At 62.6% G+C, this 20,940-nt stretch carries 23 protein-coding genes; 12 read left to right on the forward strand and 11 right to left on the reverse strand.

What is annotated here, in order from left to right:
• The first annotated feature begins 37 nt into the window (after positions 1-37).
• On the forward strand, positions 38-2,230 hold the full coding sequence (locus EUB48_RS08940) for a CHASE2 domain-containing protein (protein WP_142818551.1): 2,193 nt from the start codon (positions 38-40) through the stop codon (positions 2,228-2,230).
• A 17-nt stretch (positions 2,231-2,247) separates the two neighbouring features.
• On the opposite strand, the gene EUB48_RS08945 is transcribed toward EUB48_RS08940, so the two are convergent.
• Genes EUB48_RS08945 through EUB48_RS08955 form a run of 3 tightly spaced genes read right to left on the reverse strand, consistent with a single transcriptional unit; the run spans position 2,248 to position 3,628 of the window.
• A complete protein-coding gene (locus tag EUB48_RS08945) occupies positions 2,248-2,853 on the reverse strand; it encodes an OmpA family protein (RefSeq protein ID WP_142818552.1) in 606 nt (201 codons plus the stop codon).
• Entirely contained in the window at positions 2,850-3,311 is a 462-nt protein-coding gene (locus tag EUB48_RS08950) for a FecR family protein (protein ID WP_210411717.1), read from the reverse strand. Before EUB48_RS08950 ends, EUB48_RS08945 begins: the two co-directional genes overlap by 4 nt.
• Positions 3,308-3,628 (reverse strand): hypothetical protein, encoded by a 321-nt coding sequence (locus tag EUB48_RS08955; protein WP_142818553.1) that lies wholly within the window; start codon positions 3,626-3,628, stop codon positions 3,308-3,310. Before EUB48_RS08955 ends, EUB48_RS08950 begins: the two co-directional genes overlap by 4 nt.
• Here EUB48_RS08955 and EUB48_RS21335 point away from each other — a divergent pair.
• Complete coding sequence (locus tag EUB48_RS21335; RefSeq protein WP_168226721.1) at positions 3,627-3,785, forward strand: hypothetical protein; 159 nt, start codon at positions 3,627-3,629, stop codon at positions 3,783-3,785. The two genes, EUB48_RS08955 and EUB48_RS21335, sit on opposite strands and share 2 nt — an antisense overlap.
• 73 nt (positions 3,786-3,858) lie before the next feature.
• On the opposite strand, the gene nth is transcribed toward EUB48_RS21335, so the two are convergent.
• Positions 3,859-4,497, reverse strand: coding sequence for an endonuclease III (gene nth, locus EUB48_RS08960; protein ID WP_142818554.1), 639 nt, complete (start codon positions 4,495-4,497; stop codon positions 3,859-3,861).
• Positions 4,498-4,517: 20 nt separating this feature from the next.
• On the opposite strand from nth, the gene EUB48_RS08965 reads away from it, so the two are divergent.
• The 5 genes from EUB48_RS08965 (at position 4,518) to EUB48_RS08985 (ending at position 8,668) form a co-directional block, all read left to right on the forward strand.
• Entirely contained in the window at positions 4,518-5,708 is a 1,191-nt protein-coding gene (locus EUB48_RS08965) for an aminotransferase-like domain-containing protein (protein ID WP_142821173.1), read from the forward strand.
• Positions 5,709-5,767: 59 nt separating this feature from the next.
• Entirely contained in the window at positions 5,768-6,208 is a 441-nt protein-coding gene (locus tag EUB48_RS08970) for a hypothetical protein (protein WP_142818555.1), read from the forward strand.
• A gap of 93 nt (positions 6,209-6,301) precedes the next feature.
• Positions 6,302-7,717 carry a PIN domain-containing protein gene (locus EUB48_RS08975; protein ID WP_142818556.1) on the forward strand — a complete coding sequence of 472 codons (1,416 nt, stop codon included), beginning with the start codon at positions 6,302-6,304 and terminating at the stop codon, positions 7,715-7,717.
• Positions 7,718-7,733: 16 nt separating this feature from the next.
• Entirely contained in the window at positions 7,734-8,141 is a 408-nt protein-coding gene (locus EUB48_RS08980) for an ASCH domain-containing protein (protein ID WP_168226722.1), read from the forward strand.
• Positions 8,138-8,668 carry an ATP-binding protein gene (locus tag EUB48_RS08985; RefSeq protein WP_168226723.1) on the forward strand — a complete coding sequence of 177 codons (531 nt, stop codon included), beginning with the start codon at positions 8,138-8,140 and terminating at the stop codon, positions 8,666-8,668. Before EUB48_RS08980 ends, EUB48_RS08985 begins: the two co-directional genes overlap by 4 nt.
• A gap of 97 nt (positions 8,669-8,765) precedes the next feature.
• Here EUB48_RS08985 and msrA read toward each other — a convergent pair whose 3' ends face one another.
• The 6 genes from msrA to EUB48_RS09015 form a co-directional block, all read right to left on the reverse strand.
• A complete protein-coding gene (msrA, locus tag EUB48_RS08990) occupies positions 8,766-9,488 on the reverse strand; it encodes a peptide-methionine (S)-S-oxide reductase MsrA (protein ID WP_420821441.1) in 723 nt (240 codons plus the stop codon).
• 2 nt (positions 9,489-9,490) lie between these two features.
• Complete coding sequence (gene msrB, locus EUB48_RS08995; RefSeq protein WP_142818560.1) at positions 9,491-9,982, reverse strand: peptide-methionine (R)-S-oxide reductase MsrB; 492 nt, start codon at positions 9,980-9,982, stop codon at positions 9,491-9,493.
• Between the two features lie 99 nt (positions 9,983-10,081).
• On the reverse strand, positions 10,082-10,495 hold the full coding sequence (locus tag EUB48_RS09000; RefSeq protein WP_142818561.1) for a CBS domain-containing protein: 414 nt from the start codon (positions 10,493-10,495) through the stop codon (positions 10,082-10,084).
• Between the two features lie 17 nt (positions 10,496-10,512).
• Positions 10,513-12,945 (reverse strand): phosphoenolpyruvate synthase, encoded by a 2,433-nt coding sequence (gene ppsA / locus EUB48_RS09005; protein WP_142818562.1) that lies wholly within the window; start codon positions 12,943-12,945, stop codon positions 10,513-10,515.
• Between the two features lie 35 nt (positions 12,946-12,980).
• Positions 12,981-13,640, reverse strand: a complete 660-nt coding sequence (locus tag EUB48_RS09010) for a SagB/ThcOx family dehydrogenase (protein ID WP_142818563.1) — start codon at positions 13,638-13,640, stop codon at positions 12,981-12,983.
• Between the two features lie 271 nt (positions 13,641-13,911).
• Positions 13,912-14,508, reverse strand: a complete 597-nt coding sequence (locus EUB48_RS09015) for a 3'-5' exonuclease (RefSeq protein ID WP_142818564.1) — start codon at positions 14,506-14,508, stop codon at positions 13,912-13,914.
• 69 nt (positions 14,509-14,577) lie between these two features.
• On the opposite strand from EUB48_RS09015, the gene EUB48_RS09020 reads away from it, so the two are divergent.
• Together EUB48_RS09020 and EUB48_RS09025 are read left to right on the forward strand one after the other, a co-directional pair.
• Positions 14,578-15,366: an SDR family NAD(P)-dependent oxidoreductase gene (locus EUB48_RS09020; protein WP_142818565.1), complete on the forward strand. Its 789-nt coding sequence runs from the start codon at positions 14,578-14,580 to the stop codon at positions 15,364-15,366.
• 30 nt (positions 15,367-15,396) lie between these two features.
• Positions 15,397-15,759 (forward strand): DUF6172 family protein, encoded by a 363-nt coding sequence (locus EUB48_RS09025; RefSeq protein ID WP_142818566.1) that lies wholly within the window; start codon positions 15,397-15,399, stop codon positions 15,757-15,759.
• Between the two features lie 25 nt (positions 15,760-15,784).
• Here the strand turns inward: EUB48_RS09025 and EUB48_RS09030 are convergent, their stop codons facing one another.
• Positions 15,785-17,032 (reverse strand): DEAD/DEAH box helicase, encoded by a 1,248-nt coding sequence (locus EUB48_RS09030; protein ID WP_142818567.1) that lies wholly within the window; start codon positions 17,030-17,032, stop codon positions 15,785-15,787.
• 178 nt (positions 17,033-17,210) lie between these two features.
• On the opposite strand from EUB48_RS09030, the gene EUB48_RS09035 reads away from it, so the two are divergent.
• From EUB48_RS09035 to EUB48_RS09045, 3 genes are all read left to right on the forward strand, one after another.
• Positions 17,211-17,645 (forward strand): cupin domain-containing protein, encoded by a 435-nt coding sequence (locus tag EUB48_RS09035; protein ID WP_142818568.1) that lies wholly within the window; start codon positions 17,211-17,213, stop codon positions 17,643-17,645.
• A 95-nt stretch (positions 17,646-17,740) separates the two neighbouring features.
• Positions 17,741-20,029 (forward strand): penicillin-binding protein 1A, encoded by a 2,289-nt coding sequence (locus tag EUB48_RS09040; protein ID WP_142818569.1) that lies wholly within the window; start codon positions 17,741-17,743, stop codon positions 20,027-20,029.
• Between the two features lie 62 nt (positions 20,030-20,091).
• On the forward strand, positions 20,092-20,928 hold the full coding sequence (locus tag EUB48_RS09045) for an ABC transporter substrate-binding protein (RefSeq protein WP_168226724.1): 837 nt from the start codon (positions 20,092-20,094) through the stop codon (positions 20,926-20,928).
• Positions 20,929-20,940: the final 12 nt, after the last annotated feature.

Genomic DNA, 20,940 nt, shown 5'->3' on the forward strand with positions numbered 1-20,940 from the left:
CCTGCGCGCGAGCCTTCACAGAGAATGCCATTGCAACATGTTTTCAAGACTGCGACTTCACAATCTTCCGGGGGTACTGTCCAACCTCGCCGCGGTAGGGCTCGTGATCGCGCTGGCTGTCGCGGCATTGGTATTGCGGCTGGTCGACCCGATTCCATTGCAAAACCTGCGTTTGGCGCAGTTCGACCAGTTGCAGCGTTGGTATCCGCGGGCCTATTCCCCTGTGGGCGTTCGCGTGGTGGACATCGACGAGGCCAGCCTGAAGGAATATGGACAGTGGCCCTGGCCTCGCACGCGTTTGGCAGAGCTGGTCGACCGTCTGCACGCGGCCGGTGCCGCCGTGGTGGTGTTTGACGTCCTGCTGGCCGAGCCCGATAGAACTTCCCCCGCACGCATGGCGCAGCTCTGGAATGATCCAAAAGTCAGTGCACTCCTTGAAACCCTGCCCGACAACGACCTGGTGCTTCAGAAAAGCTTCGAGGCGCAAAACGTCGTGCTCGGGTCCAGTTTGGCCCGCAGCGGCCAGCGTGCCGATCCCTTGAATGGTCCAGGCAAACCAGATCTTCCGTATCGGATCATTCACGGTGACGCCGGGAACCCGGCGCAGTGGTTGAATGCGTTCGACTCGATCGTGCTGCCGTTGCCCGATCTCATGGTTTCGGCCAAGGGGGTGGGCGCACTCAATTTCGCGTCCGATGCGGATGGCGTGGTGCGCCGGGTCCCCATGCTCTTTCGGTTGGGGAACGACATCGTTCCCAGCCTGAGCGCGGAGGCGTTGCGTGTGGCCCATGGCACCCGCAATTACGTGCTGCGCAGCAGCGACGCCGGCATGAAGGAAGTCCGCATCGGTGATCTGACGGTGCCAACCGACTCCAAGGGGGAAATCTGGCTGTATTACACCCAGCCCCAGCGTGACCGGTACGTTTCCGCTGCGCGGGTGCTCGATGGCCAGGTCGGCAAGGAAAAGCTGGAGGGGGATATCGTCCTGGTGGGCAGTTCGGCCGCCGGACTGATGGATCTGCGCTTCAGTCCCATGGGCGAGGTTGTACCGGGCGTGGAAACCCACGCACTGGCTTTGGAGCAAATATTGCTCGGGCAATACCTGGAGCGACCTGCCTGGGTGGGCGGACTGGAGGCGCTGGTGATCGTTCTATGCGCTTTGACGGCCGGTCTTTTCGCGCTGGCTGCGCCCGCCTGGTCGGCACTCCTCGCGATGCTGGTTGTTTTGACCGCGATGGTGGCGGGGGTGTGTTATGCATTCGCCGCGCACCATCTCTTGCTGGATGCGATATATCCCGCCCTGGTCGCTGGCTTCGGATTTGCGCTGGGTGGCAGCATTCATCATTGGCTCACCGAGAGGGAGCGACGCTGGGTGCGTGAGGCCTTTTCCCGGTATGTTTCTCCGAATCGGGTTGCGCATCTGGTCGCGCACCACGAGCGACTTCAACTGGGAGGGCGGCGCCAGACCTGCAGTTTTGTCTTTACCGATCTGGCCGGCTTTACCAGCATGATGGAAGCGGAAGATCCGGCGCAGGCGGTTGCGCAGCTCAATGAATACCTTGACGGGATGGTCGCCATTGTTTTCAAACACGATGGCACGCTCGATCGCATCGTGGGCGATGCCGTGGCAGTCCTTTTTTCTGCACCCGTCCCGCAACAGGATCACCGTCAGCGCGCCATGGACTGCGCACTCGAGATGGACCGCTTTGCCACGGCGCATGCCAAGCGGCTGAGGGCGTCTGGAGTCGCCTGGGGATACACCCGCATCGGGGTACACACCGGAGAAGTCATCGTCGGAAACTTCGGCGGCAAGACACTGTTCGACTACCGGGCCCTGGGCGATCCGATCAATACCGCGTCACGCCTGGAGAGCGTGAACAAACATCTGGGCACGCGGGTATGTGTTTCCAGGGCCATTCTGGACGGGTGCACCGGGGTTCCTGCACGCCTCGTCGGGTTCCTGGTCCTCAAGGGCAAAGTCCAGCCACTGGAGGTGTATGAGCCCCTGGCGGCCACCAACACTGAATTGACCGCGCCGACCGCGGACTATGCGGCCGGCATGCGTTTGCTGCGCCCGCTGGACCCTCCGGACCCGGACAGTGCCCGCCTGGCACTGGTGCATTTCGAATTGCTCATTCAAAAATACCCGGATGACCCGCTGGTGAGCCTGCACCTGGCGCGCCTGCGTTCAGGCGCGCAGGATGATCTCATCGTGATGCAAGAGAAATAAAGTGCGGACCCGGCAGGTCACCGTATCGTTATTTCGACGCGGCGGTTGCGGGGTTCGGCAACTCCCATGGGGGTTGGAACCAGCAAGTTTCGCAGACCTTGCGATTCAACGGAGAGCTCCATGTTTTCGAGCCCCAAATGCCTTAATTGCTCTGCGATGGCTTTGGCTCGTTTGAGTCCAAGCAGATAGTTGAAAGAGGCGCTTTCCAATGTGTCGGTATGCCCGATCACGGAAATGTCAGCGGTCTTGCGTGCGCGTGCGCGGTCCAGGATGCGAGGCAGCTCCTTTTTTGACTCGGCTGTTAAATTGCTGGTCCCCAGGTCAAAGAACAGCATGTAATGCTCTGGCAGGAGCGGTCGGGCTGCAACAGCGGCGCCAAAATCCCGTGCGATTTGCGCCTGCGGGACGTCAAAGGCCGCTTTGCTGCCATCCAGCAAGACGCCTTGATCGGCTTGCGAAACGACTTGCTCTCCGCGTTGACTCCGAACGATCACACTGCCAACAGTCCCATCGGGATTCGGCAGCAAAACGATATAGGAGCTTGGCGGGCTGACACAAGCGGCCAGCGATGCCGCCATGGCCAGAACGGCTGCAATCCTGCCAATGGTGCAGAACCCCTTCACCTGGCTGGTTCCACTTGCAAGAGAAACTGGGTTCCCCTGACGCCAATGATGCCCGAAGGTGTCTTGATGGCCACCGCCTCGGGCTTGAGTTTGGCAATGAGGCCGGAAACATAATTCAGCGAGCCTTTGACCATTTCTGTCACCAGCCCCAACCGCCCCTGTGCCGGTGCGTAAATGTATTCATCCACGTTCATTTCGGTATCGGGCCCAAATGACATGACCGTGTTGTCCTTGAAAGTCACACCGAGGGATGCGCCCGGTTGGGTCTTGATCTGGCTTCCAATCATCACGGCAGTCCCCAGCTCTGCTTTCACGCGCTGGCCCATGGTCGTGATCCAGGCATCACCGGTCACGGTTTTCACATAGCCTACTGGCTCTTGTTGCGCCTGTGCCAGGCCCGACAGCAGGGTGAGGGCACAGGCAGAAAACATTTTGAAAAAGCATGCGTACAGCTTCATATCTCGCCCTGTTTCGTCCTCGCGCAGCGCTGAAACTCGATGAAAATCGGGTGTGCCGGCTCTGCCATGGCGCCGCGAGTTGCCTCCTTCTGGCGGCAAAAGTCGATAAAAGAGGGCACACGCATTTTTTGCGCCAGAGAAAATTGTGTTTGCTGACAAGCTATTGCAATCAGGGCCATTTTTGTGCGTAAAGAAAGTCGACAGACTTTCTGCTCGATGGTGCGGTGCAACAGCCGGGCGACCCATGTCCCGGTATTCCGCCCTGGTTGCAGCCTTATACCGACAAAGTCACAACGGCTCAGCAAGCCGTTCTGCATGCAGTGGAACCGCTTCGACAGCATCGCCCGGCAGGGCCACGCATACGCCTGTGAGGTGCTCGATGGCATGACTGCGGAACAATTAGGTGCCTTTCGCACTGCTGGGCACCGACCGGATGCCGAGCTGGACCTGAAGGTCGTGCCGCAGTCGGGGTGAGCCTATTTAAGGATGAAAACGGGCGCCAGCCGGCGCCCGTTATGGGCAGTCAGCTATTGATTTAATAGTAAGCTCAAGGCGCCGGTGTCTTGGGTGCATAGTCGCAAAACTGCGCCACGCCGCAGCGCCAGCATTGCGGCTTGCGCGCCACGCACACATAGCGGCCAAGCAAGATCAGCCAGTGGTGCGCGTCCACCAGATATTCGGGCGGCACGCGCTTCATGAGTTGCATCTCCACCTCGTAGGGCGTCTTGCCCGGCGCCAGGCCGGTGCGGTTTGCGACGCGAAAGATGTGCGTGTCCACCGCCATCGTGGGCTCGCCAAACGCCACGTTCAGCACCACGTTGGCCGTCTTGCGGCCCACGCCGGGCAGGGCCTCCAGCGCCTCGCGCGTGCGCGGCACCACGCCGCCGTGCTGCGCCACGAGGATGCGGCAGGTCTCCATCAAATGTTTGGCCTTGCTGCGGAACAGGCCGATGGTCTTGATGTAGCTCTCCAGGCCCTCTTGCCCGAGGTCCAGGATTTTCTGCGGCGTGTTGGCCACCGCAAACAGGCGGCGCGTCGCCTTGTTCACCCCCACGTCGGTGGCCTGCGCCGACAGCAGCACGGCAGTGAGCAGTTCGAACACGCTCGTATACTCCAATTCGGTATTGGGCTGGGGATTGGCCGCCTTCAACGCGGCAAAAAACGGCTCGATGTTTTCTTTCTTCATGGACGGATTTTCCCATGCCCCTGCCATTTGCCGATCGACTCAATAACGTCGAAACCTCCGCCATCCGCGAACTTTTCAAGCTGCTGGGCAAGCCCGGCATCATTTCGTTCGCCGGCGGCTTTCCGGACAGCGCCATGTTCGACGTGGAAGGCATCAAGGAAGCCGTCAATGCGGCGCTGGCCCAAGACCCTGGCGCCGCGCTGCAATACGGCGCCACAGAAGGCTACAACCCGCTGCGCGAACAGCTCGCCGCCTTCATGGCCGGCAAGGGCGTGAAGGACCTGGCGCCCGAGGGCCTGATCGTCACCACCGGCAGCCAGCAGGCGCTGGACCTGATCGGCAAGACCCTGATCGGTCCCGGCGACAAGGTGATCGTGGAGGCGCCGACTTTTCTTGCCACCATCCAGTGCTTTCGCCTGTATGGCGCGGACGTCATCAGCGCACCGATCGACGCGAACGGCGTGCAGACCGACGTGCTGGAAAAACTCATCGCCGAACACAAACCGAAATTTGTTTATCTGATTCCCACCTTCGGCAACCCCAGCGGGACCCTGCTGGGCCTGGAGCGGCGTAAAAAGGTGCTGGAGCTTGCCATCAAATACCAGACGCTGATCGTGGAGGACGATCCGTATGGCGACCTGTACTTCAACGAGGCGCCGCCCCCGTCCATCCTGGCGCTCAGCAGCCAGGTGCCCGGCAGCCGCGACTGGCTGGCGCACTGCGGCACCATGAGCAAGGTGCTGAGCCCCGGCCTGCGCGTGGGCTGGATGGTGGCACCGCCCGAGTTGCTGGCCAAGGCCACCATGTGCAAGCAGTTCAGCGACGCGCACACCAGCACCTTCGCCCAGGCCACCGCCGCGCAATACCTCAAGGCCGGCCGCATGCCCGCCACGCTGGCGCATGTGCGCAAGGTTTACGCCGAGCGCGCCCAGGCCATGGGCAACGCGCTGCGCAAGGACCTGGGCGACGCCATCGAGTTTGTGCAGCCGCAGGGCGGCCTGTTCGTCTGGGCGCGCCTCACGGGCGCGGGCGGCAAGGTGAAGGATGGCAATGAGCTGGCCAGGCGCGCGATCGAGAAGGGCGTGGCCTTTGTGCCGGGCGCGCCGTTTTATGCGAACAACCCGGATCTATCGACCCTGCGGCTCAGCTTTGCGACGGCGGATGTGGCGAAGATTGAGGAGGGGATTGGGCGGTTGGGGCAGGCGATTTGAGTGATTCGGCGGATTCATTAGCCTCGACATCTGCGTCCGACCTACCTGCACTCGAAAGTGTGACTGAGAGCCACCAACAAGACGAACGCTGGGCGCACCTCGTTGCATTGGATAACGAACTTCTCAAGGGCGGAGTCATTCTTTCCGAGTGGTGTAGCTTTATCGTTCGAGAGGCCGATCTTGCGTTTGTGCATGGGGCGCACTTGGCCTCCATTTTGACGGCTGTGTCGGGCATCGAGACATACCTTCGGTCGGAATATTCGGAGACAGGCAGAAAGCGGCTTGTCGAATTGATCAATCGCGCTCCTATCCACGAAGCCCTAAAAAAGGATCTTCACTTGCTGCGTAAATACCGCAACAAGTGGGTACATATTGACGAGCCATGGAATGATAAAACTCTTCTCGAACGACCGGAGGGGACAGAACGTGAGCTTGAAAAAATGGCATTGTTCGCTGCACGGCTGCTACGCAGAACCATTTATGAGAATCAATGGATATAGCGCGTCGATCGCGTATTACTCCAACGGTGCATTTTGAGTCAACGGCTTCGATTTCTTCTTGACACGAACATCCTGATACCCCTTCAGGATTCGATGCTTGTGCTTGAACCAAGCCTTGCCAATTTCGTTCGATTGGCTGGGGTTGGTGGGCATCAACTGCTGTACCACCCGGCGTCCAAGACGGATATTGATAGAGACAAAAACACTCAAAGGCGAGCGCGAACACTGGCGCGGCTTCAACAGTACACGAAGCTTGAAGGGGCACCGGCAAGCCCGCGCAACACGGCGCAAACGTCGGCAAATGATGCATGTGATAACGACATCCTCCATGCCCTCGAATGCTCAGCCGTTCATGCCCTAGTAACTGAAGACAAAGAAATCCACACGAAAGCGCGCCAAGCGGGCTTTGGTCATCAGGTCTACAACATTCAGACGGCTGAAGACTGGCTTCGCCGTTTGCATGAGCCTGCGGAAGTTCACCTACCAAACATTGAGGACGTACCCATGTACAGCCTCACCAACCAGCTCAATTCGACCTTGTTTGATAGCCTACGTGCCAGTTATGACACGCCGCAACGAAGTTTCGACGCCTGGTTTCGTGAAAAGGCCCGAACCGGTCGAAACGCATGGATAGCCCGAGTTGACCAAGGCGCGGTTGAAGCGATTTGCATTTACGCATTGCAAACGGATGAGGTCATCAATGACGCCAAAGATCGCCTTCAGGGGCTTTCACTGAAGCTCTGCACATTCAAGGTCGGTGAACAGATTCGAGGTCGAAAAATTGGTGAGCTTTTTCTGAAGGCTGCCTTTCGTTTCGCCACTGACAGCCGATGCGAAAACATCTTCGTGCACACCAGTGACGATCAGTTTTATCTCTTGGATTTACTCAGGGACTTTGGTTTTGAGAAACGGGGAATGTACGGCACCGACATCATGCTGGTGAAGGCGCACCCTTCTTCTCCGCCTAATGTCGACATTCCGGCAATCGACTATGCCAGGCTGTACTTTCCCCACTATCGGAAAGATTTCACTGTGCGTAAGTTTCTAGTCCCGATTCAACCGCAATATCACCAGATTCTTTTCCCCGACTTGGCTCGCCAAGCGCAGCTATTTGGCAGCAGTTCAGTCGCCGGCAATGCCATCAAGCAGGCATATCTCTGCAAGGCCCCAACCAATCAAGTTCAGCCGGGTGACATTGTTCTTTTCTACAGGACGGGCGATGAAAGGGCCGTAACAACAATTGGCATTGTGGAACGCTATGAGGTGCATGAAAACGCCACGAACATCATACAAATAGTCAGCCGCCGCACGGTATACAGCCAAAAGGATATTGAGGCTATGACCAGTACACCCATCAAGGTGATGCTGTTTCGCGTTGCCGGACACTTTCAATCACCCATTTCATATTCAAGCCTAAGACAAGAAAACGTCGTGTCAGGCGCGATCCAGTCGATTACAAAAATTTCCGATGACTCTTTTTCCAGATTACTCAGACTCTCCCAGGGGTAGCGCGATTTTGCTATCTGTGAAGCCCAAGTTTGCCGACCTCATTGTTGCAGGTAGCAAGCAGGTCGAACTACGTCGCTCCATTCCGGCACTGCCTGTCGGTACTATCGCCATTTACTCATCTTCGCCCGTTCAATCCATCGTGGCATTGGCAGATGTGCAGGAAACCATCGAGGCCAGGCCATCCAGGCTTTGGACTCTGGCAAGGGAAAATGGCGGCGGTTTGACAAAGGCAGAATTACTTGTCTACTTCGATGCAAAGAAAACTGGATTTGCCTTAATGCTGGAAAACGTTCGAGTATTTGATATGCCTGTCAATCCAAAGAAGATATTCAAGTTATTCACTCCACCTCAGTCGTTCAAATATCTGGCAGCAAAAGAGCTACAAAAACTTGTGGCATTGCTGGAGCCAAGGGACGCCAAGTGAGTGTGATTTTTTTGGCAGGAGTTCATGGAGTCGGCAAAGGTTTCCTTGGCGCTCCAGTTGCCGAGTCGTTGGGGTTAAACCACTTTACGGCGAGTCAACTCATCCGTGAAGAAAAAGGCCGTGCGACTTGGGGAGTTGATAAGCGCGTTGCAGAGCTTGACGATAACCAGTCTGCCTTGATTCGTGCAGTCAGGCAACGGCGGGAGGCGGGGCGAGACATCTTGCTGGACGGTCACTTTGTGCTTCGTAGCTCGTCTGGTGAGTTGGTGCGGCTGATGACTGAGGTGTTCGCCGATCTTCATTTGGCAGGCGTTATTCTTCTGACCGAAGACCCTCAGACCATAGCTGACAGGCTTATCGGAAGAGACGAAATGGTGGCGAGTACTGAGTCCATCGTGGAACTCGCCGCTGAGGAGTCGGCACATGCTCACGATGTGTGCAGTGCGCTGCAAGTTCCGCTAACCGTTCTCCGTTGGCCTAACGAGCGGACGCTGACAGAAGCAGTTACTCGGTTGCTGAAGACGTAGCAAAGACTCTGTGCGCTACAGCCTGCATTGCACCAATGCGATTGGCGTAATTGGGATCAGCCTCAAATTGCTCCCAATAGGCCCGCCCCATTCCGCTCTATTTGCTGCCCTGCGACACCAGCACCGGCTTGTCCCGGTACAGCTCCGGCATCATGGTTTTGAGGTTGGCAATCTTCGGCAGGTCGAACGTCGCGATATAGGGCGAATTCGGGTGCAGCGTGGCGTAGTCCTGGTGGTAGGCCTCGGCGGGGTAAAAGGCGAGCGGCGGCGTGAGCGCCGTGAGCTGGGTCACGATCTTGTGCGGGAAGACCCGGGCGGCGTCCAGTTGCGCGATGTAGCGCTCGGCCACCTGCTTCTGGCCGGCGTTCTCGTAAAAGATGTCGGAGCGGTACTGCGTGCCCGCGTCGGGGCCCTGGCGGTTCAGGGTGGTCGGGTCGTGCGCGACCGAGAAATAAATCTGCAGCAGCTTGCCGTAGGAGATCTGTTTGGGGTCGTACGTGACCTGCACCGATTCGGCATGACCCGTGGTGCCGGTGCTCACAATTTCATAGCTGGCGGTCGGCTTGCTGCCTCCGGCGTAGCCCGATACGGCATCCAGTACACCCTTGGTGTGCTGAAAGACTCCCTGCACGCCCCAGAAGCAGCCGCCGGCAAACACGGCCGTCTCGCGGGTCGCTTGGGCGTTGGCCGGCATGTCGAACGCCGGCGCGGGCAGCCTGACGGCGCTTTCTGCAGCCGCGCTGCGCATGCCGCCGCCCATGTAAACCCAGGCAGATACGGCGAGCACGCCGCCGACGATGAGAAGGAGTGAATTACGCATGGTCATGCCGCCTTGAAAATCAGGGCCAGACCGTTCATGCAGTAGCGCAGTCCGGTGGGTTTGGGGCCGTCGTCAAACACGTGGCCCAGGTGCCCGCCGCAGCGGCGGCACAGCACTTCGGTCCGCTTCATGAACAGGCTGGTGTCGCTTTGCTCCACCACGGCATGGTCCAGGGGCTGCCAGAAGCTGGGCCAGCCGGTGCCGCTGTCGAACTTGGTGGCGGATGAGAAAAGCGGCAGGGCGCAGCCCGCGCAGCTGAAAACGCCGGCGCGCTTTTCCTTGTCCAGCGGGCTGCTGAAAGGCCGCTCCGTGCCGGCCTGGCGCAGGATGTGGTACTGGTCGGGCGTGAGCAGTTTTTGCCATTCGGCGTCGGTGTGCGTCACCTCGTAGGCTTGCGCCGCAGACGCGGGGGTGCCCGCAAACAGGCCGCGCGCACCTGCCAGAACGCCAGTCAAAGCGCCAAGGCCTAACAGAATATTTCTTCGGCTCTTCATGGGGCTTCCTTTCGCTTGAGCCATTGTGGCTTCAGGGATTGGTCGGCGCGGCCGGGCGTTTCTTACAGTTGCGACGCCAGCAGGGGCAATCGGGTCCGCTCAGTTGCCGCTTTCCTGATCGGGCGCGGCGGCGCCTTCGGCCGCGAAGCGGCGCACGAAGTCGAGCGACGAGACAACCCCTTGCAGCAAGTCCCCCTCCATCACCACCACATGGTGAATCCCGTGCGTTGCCATCATCCAGGCCACGCTGCTGGCGTCGGCGTCAGGCGTCACCGTTACCGGCTTGTAGGTGCAGAGCTCCCAGGCACGGACCTGTTGCGCGTCGCGCCGTGTGGCGTGGAACTGCAGCAGGTCGGAGGCGCTGATGACGCCCACGATGGCGCCACCCGGGTCCTGTACCGGCACCCAGGACAGACCTTTGTCCGCCACCAGACGCTCGACCACTTCGATGCTGTCGTCCATGCTGGCGGTCCATACGCTGCGCTGCATCATGGACGAGATCGGTGTTTTCATGGTGTTTCCTTCGCGAATCATTCGTTCACACCGCGCGCCGGCCGCCCGAGTTCCCGTTCCACCGCCAACACGTCGCGGGTGGTCCGCAGGAAGGTGTCCGGGGTCACGCTCATGGAGTCGATGCCGAGTTCCACCAGGTAACGCGCGATCTCTGGATAGTCTGACGGCGCCTGGCCACAGATCCCGACGTGGCGCCGGTTGCGCTTGGCGCCGGCGATGGTCTGGCGGATCATCTCCTTGACGCCCTCGTCGCGTTCGTCGAAGTCGAACGCCACAATCTCCGAATCCCGGTCCACACCCAGCATGAGCTGGGTCAGATCGTTGGAGCCTATCGAAAAACCGTCGAACAGCCGCGCGAAGGCGTCGATCTGGATCACGTTGTTGGGAATCTCGCACATCACGTAGATTTCCAGCCCGTTGACCCCGCTGCGCAGCCCTTGCGCCGCCATGGCGTCCAGTACCCGCTGGCCTTCCTCCACGCGGCGGCAGAACGGAATCATGAGCCGCACGTTGTCCAGGCCCATCTCCTCGCGCACGCGTTTCATGGCCGCGCATTCAAGCTCGAACCCGCGCGCGTAGGCCGGATGCGAATAACGCGATGCGCCGCGAAAACCGATCATCGGGTTGGCTTCGGCCGGCTCGAACCAGCGCCCGCCGAGCAGGCTGGCATATTCATTCGTCTTGAAGTCGGACATGCGCACAATCACCGGCTTCGGATAAAAAGCCGCAGCGATGGTTCCCACGCCCTCGGACAACTGGCGCACGAAATAGTCCTGCGGGCGGGCATAACCCTGCGTCAGGCGCGCGATCTGCGCGCGCACGGCCTCGTCTGCAACCTTTTCCGGGTGCACCAGGGCCATCGGATGCACCTTGATGTCCTCGGCAATGATGAATTCCATACGCGCCAGCCCGACGCCGTCAGTCGGCAGCAGCGCCGTCTGGAAAGCCAGGTCCGGATTACCCAGGTTGACCATGAGGTGCGTGTGCGGGCGCGCCAGGGATGAGACGTCGGTGCTGGTGCGGGTGAAGGCGATGGCGCCGGCATAGACATGGCCGGTGTTGCCTTCGGCGCACGACACCGTGATTTCCTCGCCGGTGGCGATGCTGCTGGTGGCATTGCCGCAGCCGACCACGGCCGGGATGCCAAGCTCGCGCGCCACGATTGCCGCATGGCAGGTGCGCCCGCCCCGGTTCGTGACCACCGCAGCGGCGATCTTCAGCACCGTACCCCAGTCCGGCGTGGTGGCGTCGGCGATCAGAACCTCGCCTGGCTGGAACTCGTCAAGCTGCGCCACGTGGGTGATGACGCGCGCCTTGCCGGTCACCACCGACGTGCCGACCGCGCGCCCGCTGACGCGCACCACGCCGCGCGCGGCCAGTTGGTACTCGTGCACCAGGCTCAACGGCTTTTGCGATGCCACCGTCTCCGGGCGCGCCTGGACGATGTAGATCTCGCCATCCAGGCCGTCCTTGGCCCACTCGACGTCCATCGGCGTGGGTCGCCCGGCCTCACGACTGTAGTGGTCCTCGATCGTCACCGCCGCGTCGGCGAGCGTCAGCACTTCCGCGTCGTTGATGCAGAAACGCTGCTGCTCTTCGAGCGGCGTGGGCACGTTGCGCGTCGTGTCGCGCCCGGCCGCCGATGCGTACACCATGCGGATTTCCTTGCCACCGAGCCGACGCCGCAGCACCGCGCGGTGGCCGCTGCGCAGCGTCGGCTTGAAGACGTAGAACTCGTCCGGATCGACCGTCCCCTGGACCACGTTTTCGCCCAGTCCGTAGGCGCCGGTGATGAACACCGCGTCGCGGAACCCGGTCTCGGTATCGAGCGAAAACATGACGCCGCTGGCGGCGCGGTCGGAGCGCACCATCTTCATGACGCCTACCGACAGGAACACCTTGAAATGGTCGAAACCGTGGTCCACGCGGTAGCTGATCGCCCGGTCCTTGAACAGGCTGGCGAAACACTGGCGGACCGAGTCGAGCAGGCGCGCCTCGCCGGCCACGTTGAGGTAACTTTCATGCTGGCCCGCGAAACTCGCCGTCGGCAGGTCCTCCGCGGTGGCGGAACTGCGCACCGCCAGGGTGAGCGCGTCGCCGTACTCGTCGCGCAGCTTCCGGTACGCGGCCAGAATCTCGGCCGCCAGGTCGGGGGGCAGCGGCGCGGCCAGGACCACGTCACGGGCGGCCCGGGCACGACGCGCCAGGTCGTTGACGTCGCCCACGTCCAGCCCGTCGAGCGCCTGGTGCAGCGCCGGCCAGGCGTTGGCCTGATCGAGCACAGCGCGGTAGGCCTGCGCCGTGATGGCGAATCCGTTCGGAACTTTCACGCCTTGCGCCGTGAGCCGGCTGTACATCTCGCCAAGCGAGGCGTTCTTGCCGCCAACCAGGGGTACATCGGCGTCGCCGATCTGATTGAACCAGCGGATGTAGTGGGGAGCGGAATTCATGATGGCGGCCTTGCGGGTTTGGGATGGGAGGGGTGTCAGCACGCGGCAGCCGTCCGCGGCGAGCCGATGGTCTGCGCGACCAATACCTGCTCATCGGGTGACAGTCCCATCGCCTGGCCGAGCGCGCCGCGGTCAATCCAGGCCCGGATCACGCAGGACAGCCCCTCGCTGGCGCAATAAAGGTGGGCGTTTTGCGCCATGGCCCCGGCAGCGAACCATGCATAGGAGTCGCGCTGGCTCGCGGGCACCAAGGCCATGCGTCGGTGCTGCGCCACATACACCAGGTCCAGCGGCGCGGTATCGACGAAGTCCTGGTACCCGGTTACGCGCCGCACGTCGATGGCGCCGACCATGCGCAGCCGGTGTGGGGGTGCGTCGTAGCGGTACAGGCCACCCGGCAAGGCCGCATAGGTGTCAATCTCCTGCGCATTCAGCGCACTGGGCGCGGTGCGCCCGCCCAGCGCCGGCCGGTTCACGCCGCCAGCGGCCCAGAGCAGGTTCGATAACGTCTGCAAGGGCAGCGGCGCAGGGTCAAACTCGCGCTGCGACTGGCGCTGCTGCAGTGCGTGCATCAGCGGCTGGCCGCCCGTGGTCTGCGCCGGCGGAAGCGGCAGCGTGCTGACCGCGTAACCCTCGGCGGGCACGGGTTTGAACTGCCCGATCAGGCCCAGCGCCATCTTGGTCAAAGTGTTCATGAGTTCACCCATTTCAAAGCTCGCAGGACCGCACCCCGCACCCGATAGACAGAGATAGCACCGCAGCAATTTCAAACCATGCTACGGCCGCTGCAGGCACGCGGGATTGCGCTGCGTCAAGGAAAGGAAATATGCTTTTCAACCTGGCCTCGAGCAGGAGCCGCCGCTCGCCCCAGCGCTCCTCGAGCAAATGATCTCCCGCCCGCGCGGCGGGGCATTTCTTACAGTTGCGACGCCAGCAGGGGGAATCGGGCCATTCAGTGGGGACCGCTCAGCGCAAGCCCAGCGCATAGAACACGCGCAGCGCGGCATAGGCGTCGTTGGCGGCGTAAATCAGCTGCGCTTCGGTGAGCCGCGGGTGGGCCCAGTTCGAGGTGGTGGCCTTGCGCGACTTGATGTAGCGCCGCTGAAACAGCACGGCCACGGCGCCTTTGACGCCCATGTCCTTGCGGTAGCCGCGCTCACGAAAGACGGTGTTGAGCTCCAGCACGCCCTGGGGCTCCACGCCCAGCTTGTGGATGATGCGCTTGCGGTCGTCGCCCAGGCCGAAGCCGGCCTTGATGACGCCGGGCAGTGCCAGCAGAGCGGCCGTCACGGCGCGGCAGCCCGGGTCTTGCAACTGGAAGATGTAGGCCTTGTCCAGCGTGGCGAGCTGCACGATGTGCGGCCCCTCGGAGGCCTGGTCCTTGAAAAAGGTCGGTTTCGATTCCGTGTCGAAGCCCCAGGCCGGTGCGCCGGCCAGTTCGGCCCGCGCCTGCTCGGCCTGCGCCCCGGTGACGACAAGTTCGATGCGGTCCAGGCCCAGGCGGTCGAACGGTTCGAGCAGGGCGATTTCTTCCTTCGAGGGCGTGGTTTGATGGCTGTGCATGGGGGCAGCATAGCCGGGCCGGCGCGCCTGCTGCGGGCACAATCGCTGAAACAACCCTGGAGACTCACCATGACTGAACGCAAAGTTGCCATCGTCACCGGCTCGGCAACCGGCGTGGGCGCCGCCACGGCGCTGCTGCTGGCGCGCCGCGGCTACGACGTGCTGATCAACTACTCAAAAAGCGAGGTCGAGGCCCGTCAGAGCGAGGCCGCCTGCCGCGAGGCGGGGGCCGATACGCTGCTGCTGCGCGGCGACGTGGCGGACGATGCCGATTGCAAGGCGCTGGCGCAGGGCGCGGTGGCGCGCTGGGGGCGCATCGATGCACTGGTCAACAACGCGGGTATTTCCACCTTCAGCGGCGCGGCCAACTGGGACGCGCTGGACGCGCAGACCTTCCAGCGCATCTTCGGGGTGAACGCGGTCGGCCCGTTCCAGATGGTGCGCGCCTGCGCGCCGCACCTGAAGGCCGCGCAGGGGGCCATCGTCAACGTGTCGTCGGTGGCGGGGTCGCTGGGCATCGGTTCGTCGGTGCCCTATATCGCGTCCAAGGGCGCGGTCAATTCCATGACGCTGTACCTGGCGCGCGCCCTGGCGCCCGAGATCCGTGTCAACGCGGTCTGCCCGGGCATGATCACCTCGCGCTGGTTCGTGGACGGGCTGGGGCAGGAAGGATTCGACAAGGTCAAGGCCCTGACCGAGCAGAACACCGCACTGGGCCGGGCCAGCACGCCCGAAGACGTGGCCGACGCCATCGTCTGGCTGATTGACGGTGCACGCACCGTGACGGGCGAGCTGCTGCTGCTCGATGCCGGCCTGCATCTGGGCTCGACCCGCATGCAGGTGCCGGGCAAGGCCTGAGGGGGCGCCGTACCCGCGGTACCATGGCCCATGAAGAAAACATTCCAGCTCAATATCGAAGGCAAGAACCGCGACCGGGTTCTGGATGCGGTCAAGCATGAGATCCGCAAATACGTCAAGCGCGAGCGCCGGCGCGAACTGCCGGCGGGCGCGGATTTTTGGGACTTCGACTGCAGGTTTGGTCTGGCGCAAGACAAGGCCGAGGTGGTGCACTTCGCCACGCTGACCGGCCTGATCGATGGCGTGGCCAAAGACGGGGGCGCGCAGTTCTATGTGGAGATTTTGGCCAAGCCGGGCCATCGCAGTGCCCGGCCGGCCGGCGCTCGCGGCGCTGCGGCGTCGGCGGCTTCCGCCGAATCTGCCGCCAATTTTCTGGACGAAGACGGGTCGTAAGTCGCCAGCCGCTCTCGGTTGGCCTTCAGCGGCCCCGCGCCGCTGCAGCGCGCAGCTTGTCTTTCTTGCTCGGGCGCTTGCCCTTGATGCCGCCGGTGCCGGGCGCGGCGACGGTCGGCGCGTCTGCCGCCAACTCGGTGGGCTCGAAACCCGGAATCTGCTCACGCGGCAGGCTCAGGTGCTGGCGCTTTTCGATCAGGCGAAAGTGCGCCTCGGTGTCCGCGCTCACGAAGCTGACGGCCAGGCCGCTCTCCCCGGCGCGGCCGGTGCGGCCGATGCGGTGCACATAGTCCACGGCCGAGCGCGGTAGGTCGTAGTTCAGCACCACCGGCAGCTGCGCAATGTCGAGGCCGCGTGCGGCCAGGTCGGTGGTGACCACCACTTCCCAGCGCTCGTCCTTGAATTCGGCCAGCACCTGCTTGCGCGCGCCCTGGCTCAAGTCGCCGTGAAAGGGCGTGGCGAAGACGCCCCGGTCGTACAGCTTGGCGGCCACGTGCCCCGCGGCATATTTGGTGGCCACGAACACCAGCACGCGCTCCCAGCCGTTGGTCTTGATCAGGTGGCGCAGCAGTTCGGTGCGACGGCTGGCGTCCACCTGAATCGCGCGTTGCACGATGGCGGGCTCATTCGCCGGGGGGGAATCGACGTGAACGCGCACTGGCTCGCGCAGCAGGCCCTCGGCCAGCGCCTGCACCGCGGGTGGAAACGTGGCCGAGAAAAACAGGTTTTGGCGCCGGGCCGGCAGCAAGGCCAGCACGCGGTTCAGTTCTTCGGCAAAACCCAGGTCCAAGAGGCGGTCGGCCTCGTCCAGCACCAGCAGGCTCACAGCAGAGAGCTTGAGCGCGTTGTGCTCCACCAGGTCCAGCAGGCGCCCGGGCGTGGCCACCACAACGTCGGCGCCACCGCGTAGGCCCATCATCTGTGGGTTGATCGAGACGCCGCCAAACAGCACGGCAACCTTGAGCGGCTGCGGCAAATGCTGCGCCAGGCTGCGCAGCACCTCGCCGACCTGCGCGGCCAGTTCGCGCGTGGGTGCCAGGATGAGTGCGCGAACCCGGCGGGGCGTGTGTTGCGGGCCTTCTTGCAGCAATTGCAGCAGGGGCAGGGCGAAGGCAGCGGTCTTGCCGGAGCCGGTCTGCGCCGAACCCAGCACGTCGGCGCCGCGCAGCACGGCGGGAATGGCTTGCGCCTGGATGGGCGTCGGCGTGGCAAAGCCCTGCTCGCCGGCGGCGGCAATGAGTGCGGGGGATAGGCCGAGTGAGGTGAAAGGCATGGTGGGGGGGGCAGGCCAGTGTAACGGGGACTGCGAGGCGCACTTCTTGCCGTCAAGGGCTGCGCGCAAATGGGAAATGCGCTTGCACCGCTGGTCCAGCAGGCGCATGATACCGGCGGCCTGTGCGACCTTGTAAGCGTTTCCACTGGGCCATTAACCCCACCACGGGAGGCAAGCGATGGCGCAATCCGAAATAATCCAGGTTGGTCAACTGAAAATCAAATACTTCGTCGATGGCTCTGCCAGCGGCGGCATGGGCATGTTCGAATTGACCGTGCCGCCAGGCGCAAACGTTCCGCCGCCGCACAGTCATTCAAAGAATGACGAATGCCTGTACGTCGTCGAGGGGTCGTTGCGCTATCGCGTAGACGAGGTCACGCGCGATCTGGGGCCCGGAGACTGGATGTTTTCACCAAAAGGCTCGGTTCACCAGTTCGACAATCCGCACACAGAAGTCGCGCGCGCCCTGATCATCCAGACGCCCGATATCGGCGCGCAGTACTTTCGGGATGTCGCTGCCGTCATCAATACAGCAGGCGGCCCGCCAGATCGTGCGATGCTGCTCTCCGTCATGACGCAATACGGGCTGGTTCCTGCGGCGCCGAGGGCTTGAGGGGAATGTGACACGGGTGCCCTGAGGAAGACGGGATCCGGGCTTGTCCGCCGTATGCCGGGGCAGGGCGGCGACTGCTCTAGACTTGGGACTTCATGAAAATCGACATGACCCGAGTCCAGCCCTTGCTGGCTGAGATTCTTCGCCGCCTGCGGCACCCCTCCCGGCGCGGCATCGCCCAGTCGCTGGCCGCGTTGCCGGTGCTGGTGCTGCTGTACGTGCTGATCCTGATTCCGTTTACCCCGAGCATCAAGAACATCGAGAAGGCCAGGGTGCAGCAGCCTGCCATCGTGCTGTCGAGTGACAACATGGAGCTGGCCGTATTCAAACGCGCCAACCGGCACTGGACCAAACTGGCCGACATCTCGCCGCACGTGGTGGATGCGCTGATCGCTACGGAAGACCACCGGTTTTACCAGCACCACGGCATCGACTTCAAGCGCACGGCCTCGGCCGCGCTGCACACCTTTGGCGGCGACACGCAGGGCGGCTCCACCATCACGCAGCAGCTCGCGCGCAACCTGTATCCCGACCAGGTGGGCCGCGCCCAGACCCTGACGCGCAAGATCAAGGAAGCCATCACGGCGCTGAAGATCGAGTCCGTCTATTCCAAGCGCGAGATTCTGGAGACCTATCTCAACACGGTACCGTTCCTGTACAACGCCTACGGTATTGAAATGGCGGCGCGTACCTACTTCGACAAGCCGGCGGACAAGCTCGATGTGCTGGAGAGCGCCACGCTGATCGGCATGCTCAAGGGCACGAGCTACTACAACCCGGTGCTGAACCCCGAGCGTGCGGTGGAGCGCCGCAACACGGTGCTGGCCCAGATGGCCAAGTACAACAAGCTGAGCCCGGCGAAGTTGGGGTCGCTCCAGAAGAAGCCGCTCAAGGTGGATTTCGAACGGCAGATCGAGCAGCAGGGCCCGGCGCCACACTTCGCGGCGTATTTGCGCCGCTGGCTGATCGACTGGGCCGACCGCAACGACTACAACATCTACGCCGACGGGCTGGTGGTGCGCACCACCATCGACTCGCGGCTGCAGGCCATGGCCAACCAGGCGGTGAAGCGCCAGGCCGACCGGTTGCAGGGTGTGGCCAATGCCGAGTGGGGGCCGCGTGCCTGGAGCGCGAAAAAGGGTCTGGTGCGCGCCTTTGTGCGTGCCACTTCCGAATACAAGGTGGCGGTCGATTCGGGCCTGACGGACGAGCAGGCGCTGAAGGAGTTGCAGTCCGACGCGGACTTCATGCGCGAGCTGCGGCAAAAGACGACCCGTGTGCAGGCCGGGTTCGTGGCGATGGACCCGAGGAATGGGCATGTCATGGCCTGGGTCGGCAGCCGAGACTTCACGCAGGACCCGTTCGACCATGTGCAGCAGGCCCGCCGGCAGCCGGGATCGACCTTCAAGCCCTTTGTTTATGGCGCCGCGTTCGAGCAGGGTGCGCTCCCCACCGACACGTTTGTGGACAAGGCGGTGGAGATTCCGCTGGGCGGCGGCGCCGTCTGGCAGCCGAGCGACGCGGGCGGGCCCAGCGGACGCACGGTGACCCTGCGCGACGGGCTGGTGCATTCCATCAACACCATCACGGCGCAGGTCATGCAGACTGTGGGCCCGGCCAAGGTGGCCAGTCTGGCCCGGGCCATGGGCGTGCGCCAGAGCAAGCTCGAGCTGGTGCCGTCGCTGGCGCTGGGCACCAGCCCCGTGACCTTGAAGGAAATGGTATCGAGCTACAGCACCATCGCCAACGATGGCGCCTACATCGAGCCGATGATGGTCACGCGCATCGAGGACAGGAACGGCAAGGTGCTCGAGGAGTTTCATCACGCGGCGCCGCAGCAGGCTCTGCCGGTCGCCGCTGCGCAAACGCTGCTCGACGTGATGCGCGGCGTCATCGACCGCGGCACGGGTGCCGGTATCCGCAGCACCTACGGTATTTCGGCCGACGTGGCGGGCAAGACCGGCACCACGCAGGACAACACCGATGGCTGGTTCATCCTGATGCAGCCGCAACTGGTGGCGGGTGCCTGGGTCGGCTTCAACGACAACCGCGTGACCCTGAACGACTACTGGGGGCAGGGTGCGCACAGTGCGCTGCCCATCGTGGGCAACTTCTTCCAGCGCGCCCTGAATGGCCGCGTGATCGATCCGCGCGCGCGCTTTGCGGCGCCCAGGGCGTTCCCGTTGCCCGCCCCACCAGCGCCGGATGAACCCACCGGTGCACTCGCTACCGAGGAGCAGAGCCCGGCCGGCGCCGCACCGCCGGCCGATACCGGCGCCAGCGCCGAACTGGCTCCGCTGATTCCGCTGGTGCCCTATTCCGTGTCCCCGGATGCTGCGCCTGCGCCTGCGCCGGGCGACCCGGCCAGCTCCGACAGGCAGTGACGCCACTACAATGTTTCGGTCCATGGCGCGAAGCCATGGCGTCTGAAACAACAGGAGCAAGCATGCAATCCGTTCGCAAACTCACCCTCTTTGCCGCCTTGCCGGCAGTCTGGCTGGCCACCGCTTTTTCACCGGCCTTGGCGGCTGACGAAATTGCCGCAGGCTCGATCACGAACAGTCCGCCGATGATCTCCTATGCCTCCGACGGCACCACGCTGCAGGGCGCGATCGTCGATCTGGCCGCGGCCATGAGCAAACAGCTGGGCAAGACGATCAGCTTCAAGGCGATTCCCTTTAGTGGCTTGCTGCCGGCGATGCAGGCCAAGCACATCGACATCACCTTCACGATGATGAACGACACACCCGAGCGCGAGAAGGTGGTTGACTTTGTCGACTTCTTCAACCTCGGCACCATGCTGCTGGTCAAGAAAGGCAACCCCGAACACATCGAGAGCCTGGAGACGATGTGCGGCAAGACCGTCTCCACGGTCCAGGGGTCGACGCAAATCTTGCTGGTCAACGAGATGAGCGCCAAGTGCGGCACCGCCGGCAAGCCCGAGATTGCCAACCTGCAATACGCGCAACCCTCGGATGCGCGGTTGCAGGTGCAGACCGGCCGCGTCGCGGCATTTCTCGGCAATTCGCCGGTGATGGTCTATCTGGCCAGGACCGCGGGCGATGGCAAGGTCTTCGATGTGGTGCCCGGCCATGAATACCAGCCGGTGCCGCTGGGCGTTGCCGTGTCCAAGACGAACCAGCCGCTGCGCGACGCCTTGCAAAAAGCGCTCAATGCGCTGATCGCCGACGGCAGCTACCGCAAGATCCTCGAGAAGCATGGCGTCGAGGGCGGCGCCGTGACGTCGGCGACGATCAACGGCGGCGCCAACCTCAAGCTGTGACAAGCCGCGAAC

The organism is Rhodoferax sediminis, from assembly GCF_006970865.1.
Classification (GTDB): Bacteria; Pseudomonadota; Gammaproteobacteria; order Burkholderiales; family Burkholderiaceae_C; genus Rhodoferax_A; species Rhodoferax_A sediminis.

Coding starts and splice junctions, on each gene's coding strand:
- EUB48_RS09030 (WP_142818567.1), bottom strand. CDS start 17,032: ATGCCTTTCACCTCACTCGGCCTATCCCCCGCACTCATTGCCGCCGCC.
- EUB48_RS09010 (WP_142818563.1), bottom strand. CDS start 13,640: ATGAACACTTTGACCAAGATGGCGCTGGGCCTGATCGGGCAGTTCAAA.
- EUB48_RS09020 (WP_142818565.1), top strand. CDS start 14,578: ATGACTGAACGCAAAGTTGCCATCGTCACCGGCTCGGCAACCGGCGTG.
- EUB48_RS08955 (WP_142818553.1), bottom strand. CDS start 3,628: ATGCAGAACGGCTTGCTGAGCCGTTGTGACTTTGTCGGTATAAGGCTG.
- EUB48_RS09025 (WP_142818566.1), top strand. CDS start 15,397: ATGAAGAAAACATTCCAGCTCAATATCGAAGGCAAGAACCGCGACCGG.
- EUB48_RS09035 (WP_142818568.1), top strand. CDS start 17,211: ATGGCGCAATCCGAAATAATCCAGGTTGGTCAACTGAAAATCAAATAC.
- EUB48_RS09015 (WP_142818564.1), bottom strand. CDS start 14,508: ATGCACAGCCATCAAACCACGCCCTCGAAGGAAGAAATCGCCCTGCTC.
- ppsA (WP_142818562.1), bottom strand. CDS start 12,945: ATGAATTCCGCTCCCCACTACATCCGCTGGTTCAATCAGATCGGCGAC.
- EUB48_RS09000 (WP_142818561.1), bottom strand. CDS start 10,495: ATGAAAACACCGATCTCGTCCATGATGCAGCGCAGCGTATGGACCGCC.
- EUB48_RS09045 (WP_168226724.1), top strand. CDS start 20,092: ATGCAATCCGTTCGCAAACTCACCCTCTTTGCCGCCTTGCCGGCAGTC.
- EUB48_RS09040 (WP_142818569.1), top strand. CDS start 17,741: ATGAAAATCGACATGACCCGAGTCCAGCCCTTGCTGGCTGAGATTCTT.
- msrA (WP_420821441.1), bottom strand. CDS start 9,488: ATGCGTAATTCACTCCTTCTCATCGTCGGCGGCGTGCTCGCCGTATCT.
- msrB (WP_142818560.1), bottom strand. CDS start 9,982: ATGAAGAGCCGAAGAAATATTCTGTTAGGCCTTGGCGCTTTGACTGGC.
- EUB48_RS08975 (WP_142818556.1), top strand. CDS start 6,302: ATGCTTGTGCTTGAACCAAGCCTTGCCAATTTCGTTCGATTGGCTGGG.
- EUB48_RS21335 (WP_168226721.1), top strand. CDS start 3,627: ATGCAGTGGAACCGCTTCGACAGCATCGCCCGGCAGGGCCACGCATAC.
- EUB48_RS08940 (WP_142818551.1), top strand. CDS start 38: ATGTTTTCAAGACTGCGACTTCACAATCTTCCGGGGGTACTGTCCAAC.
- nth (WP_142818554.1), bottom strand. CDS start 4,497: ATGAAGAAAGAAAACATCGAGCCGTTTTTTGCCGCGTTGAAGGCGGCC.
- EUB48_RS08950 (WP_210411717.1), bottom strand. CDS start 3,311: ATGAAGCTGTACGCATGCTTTTTCAAAATGTTTTCTGCCTGTGCCCTC.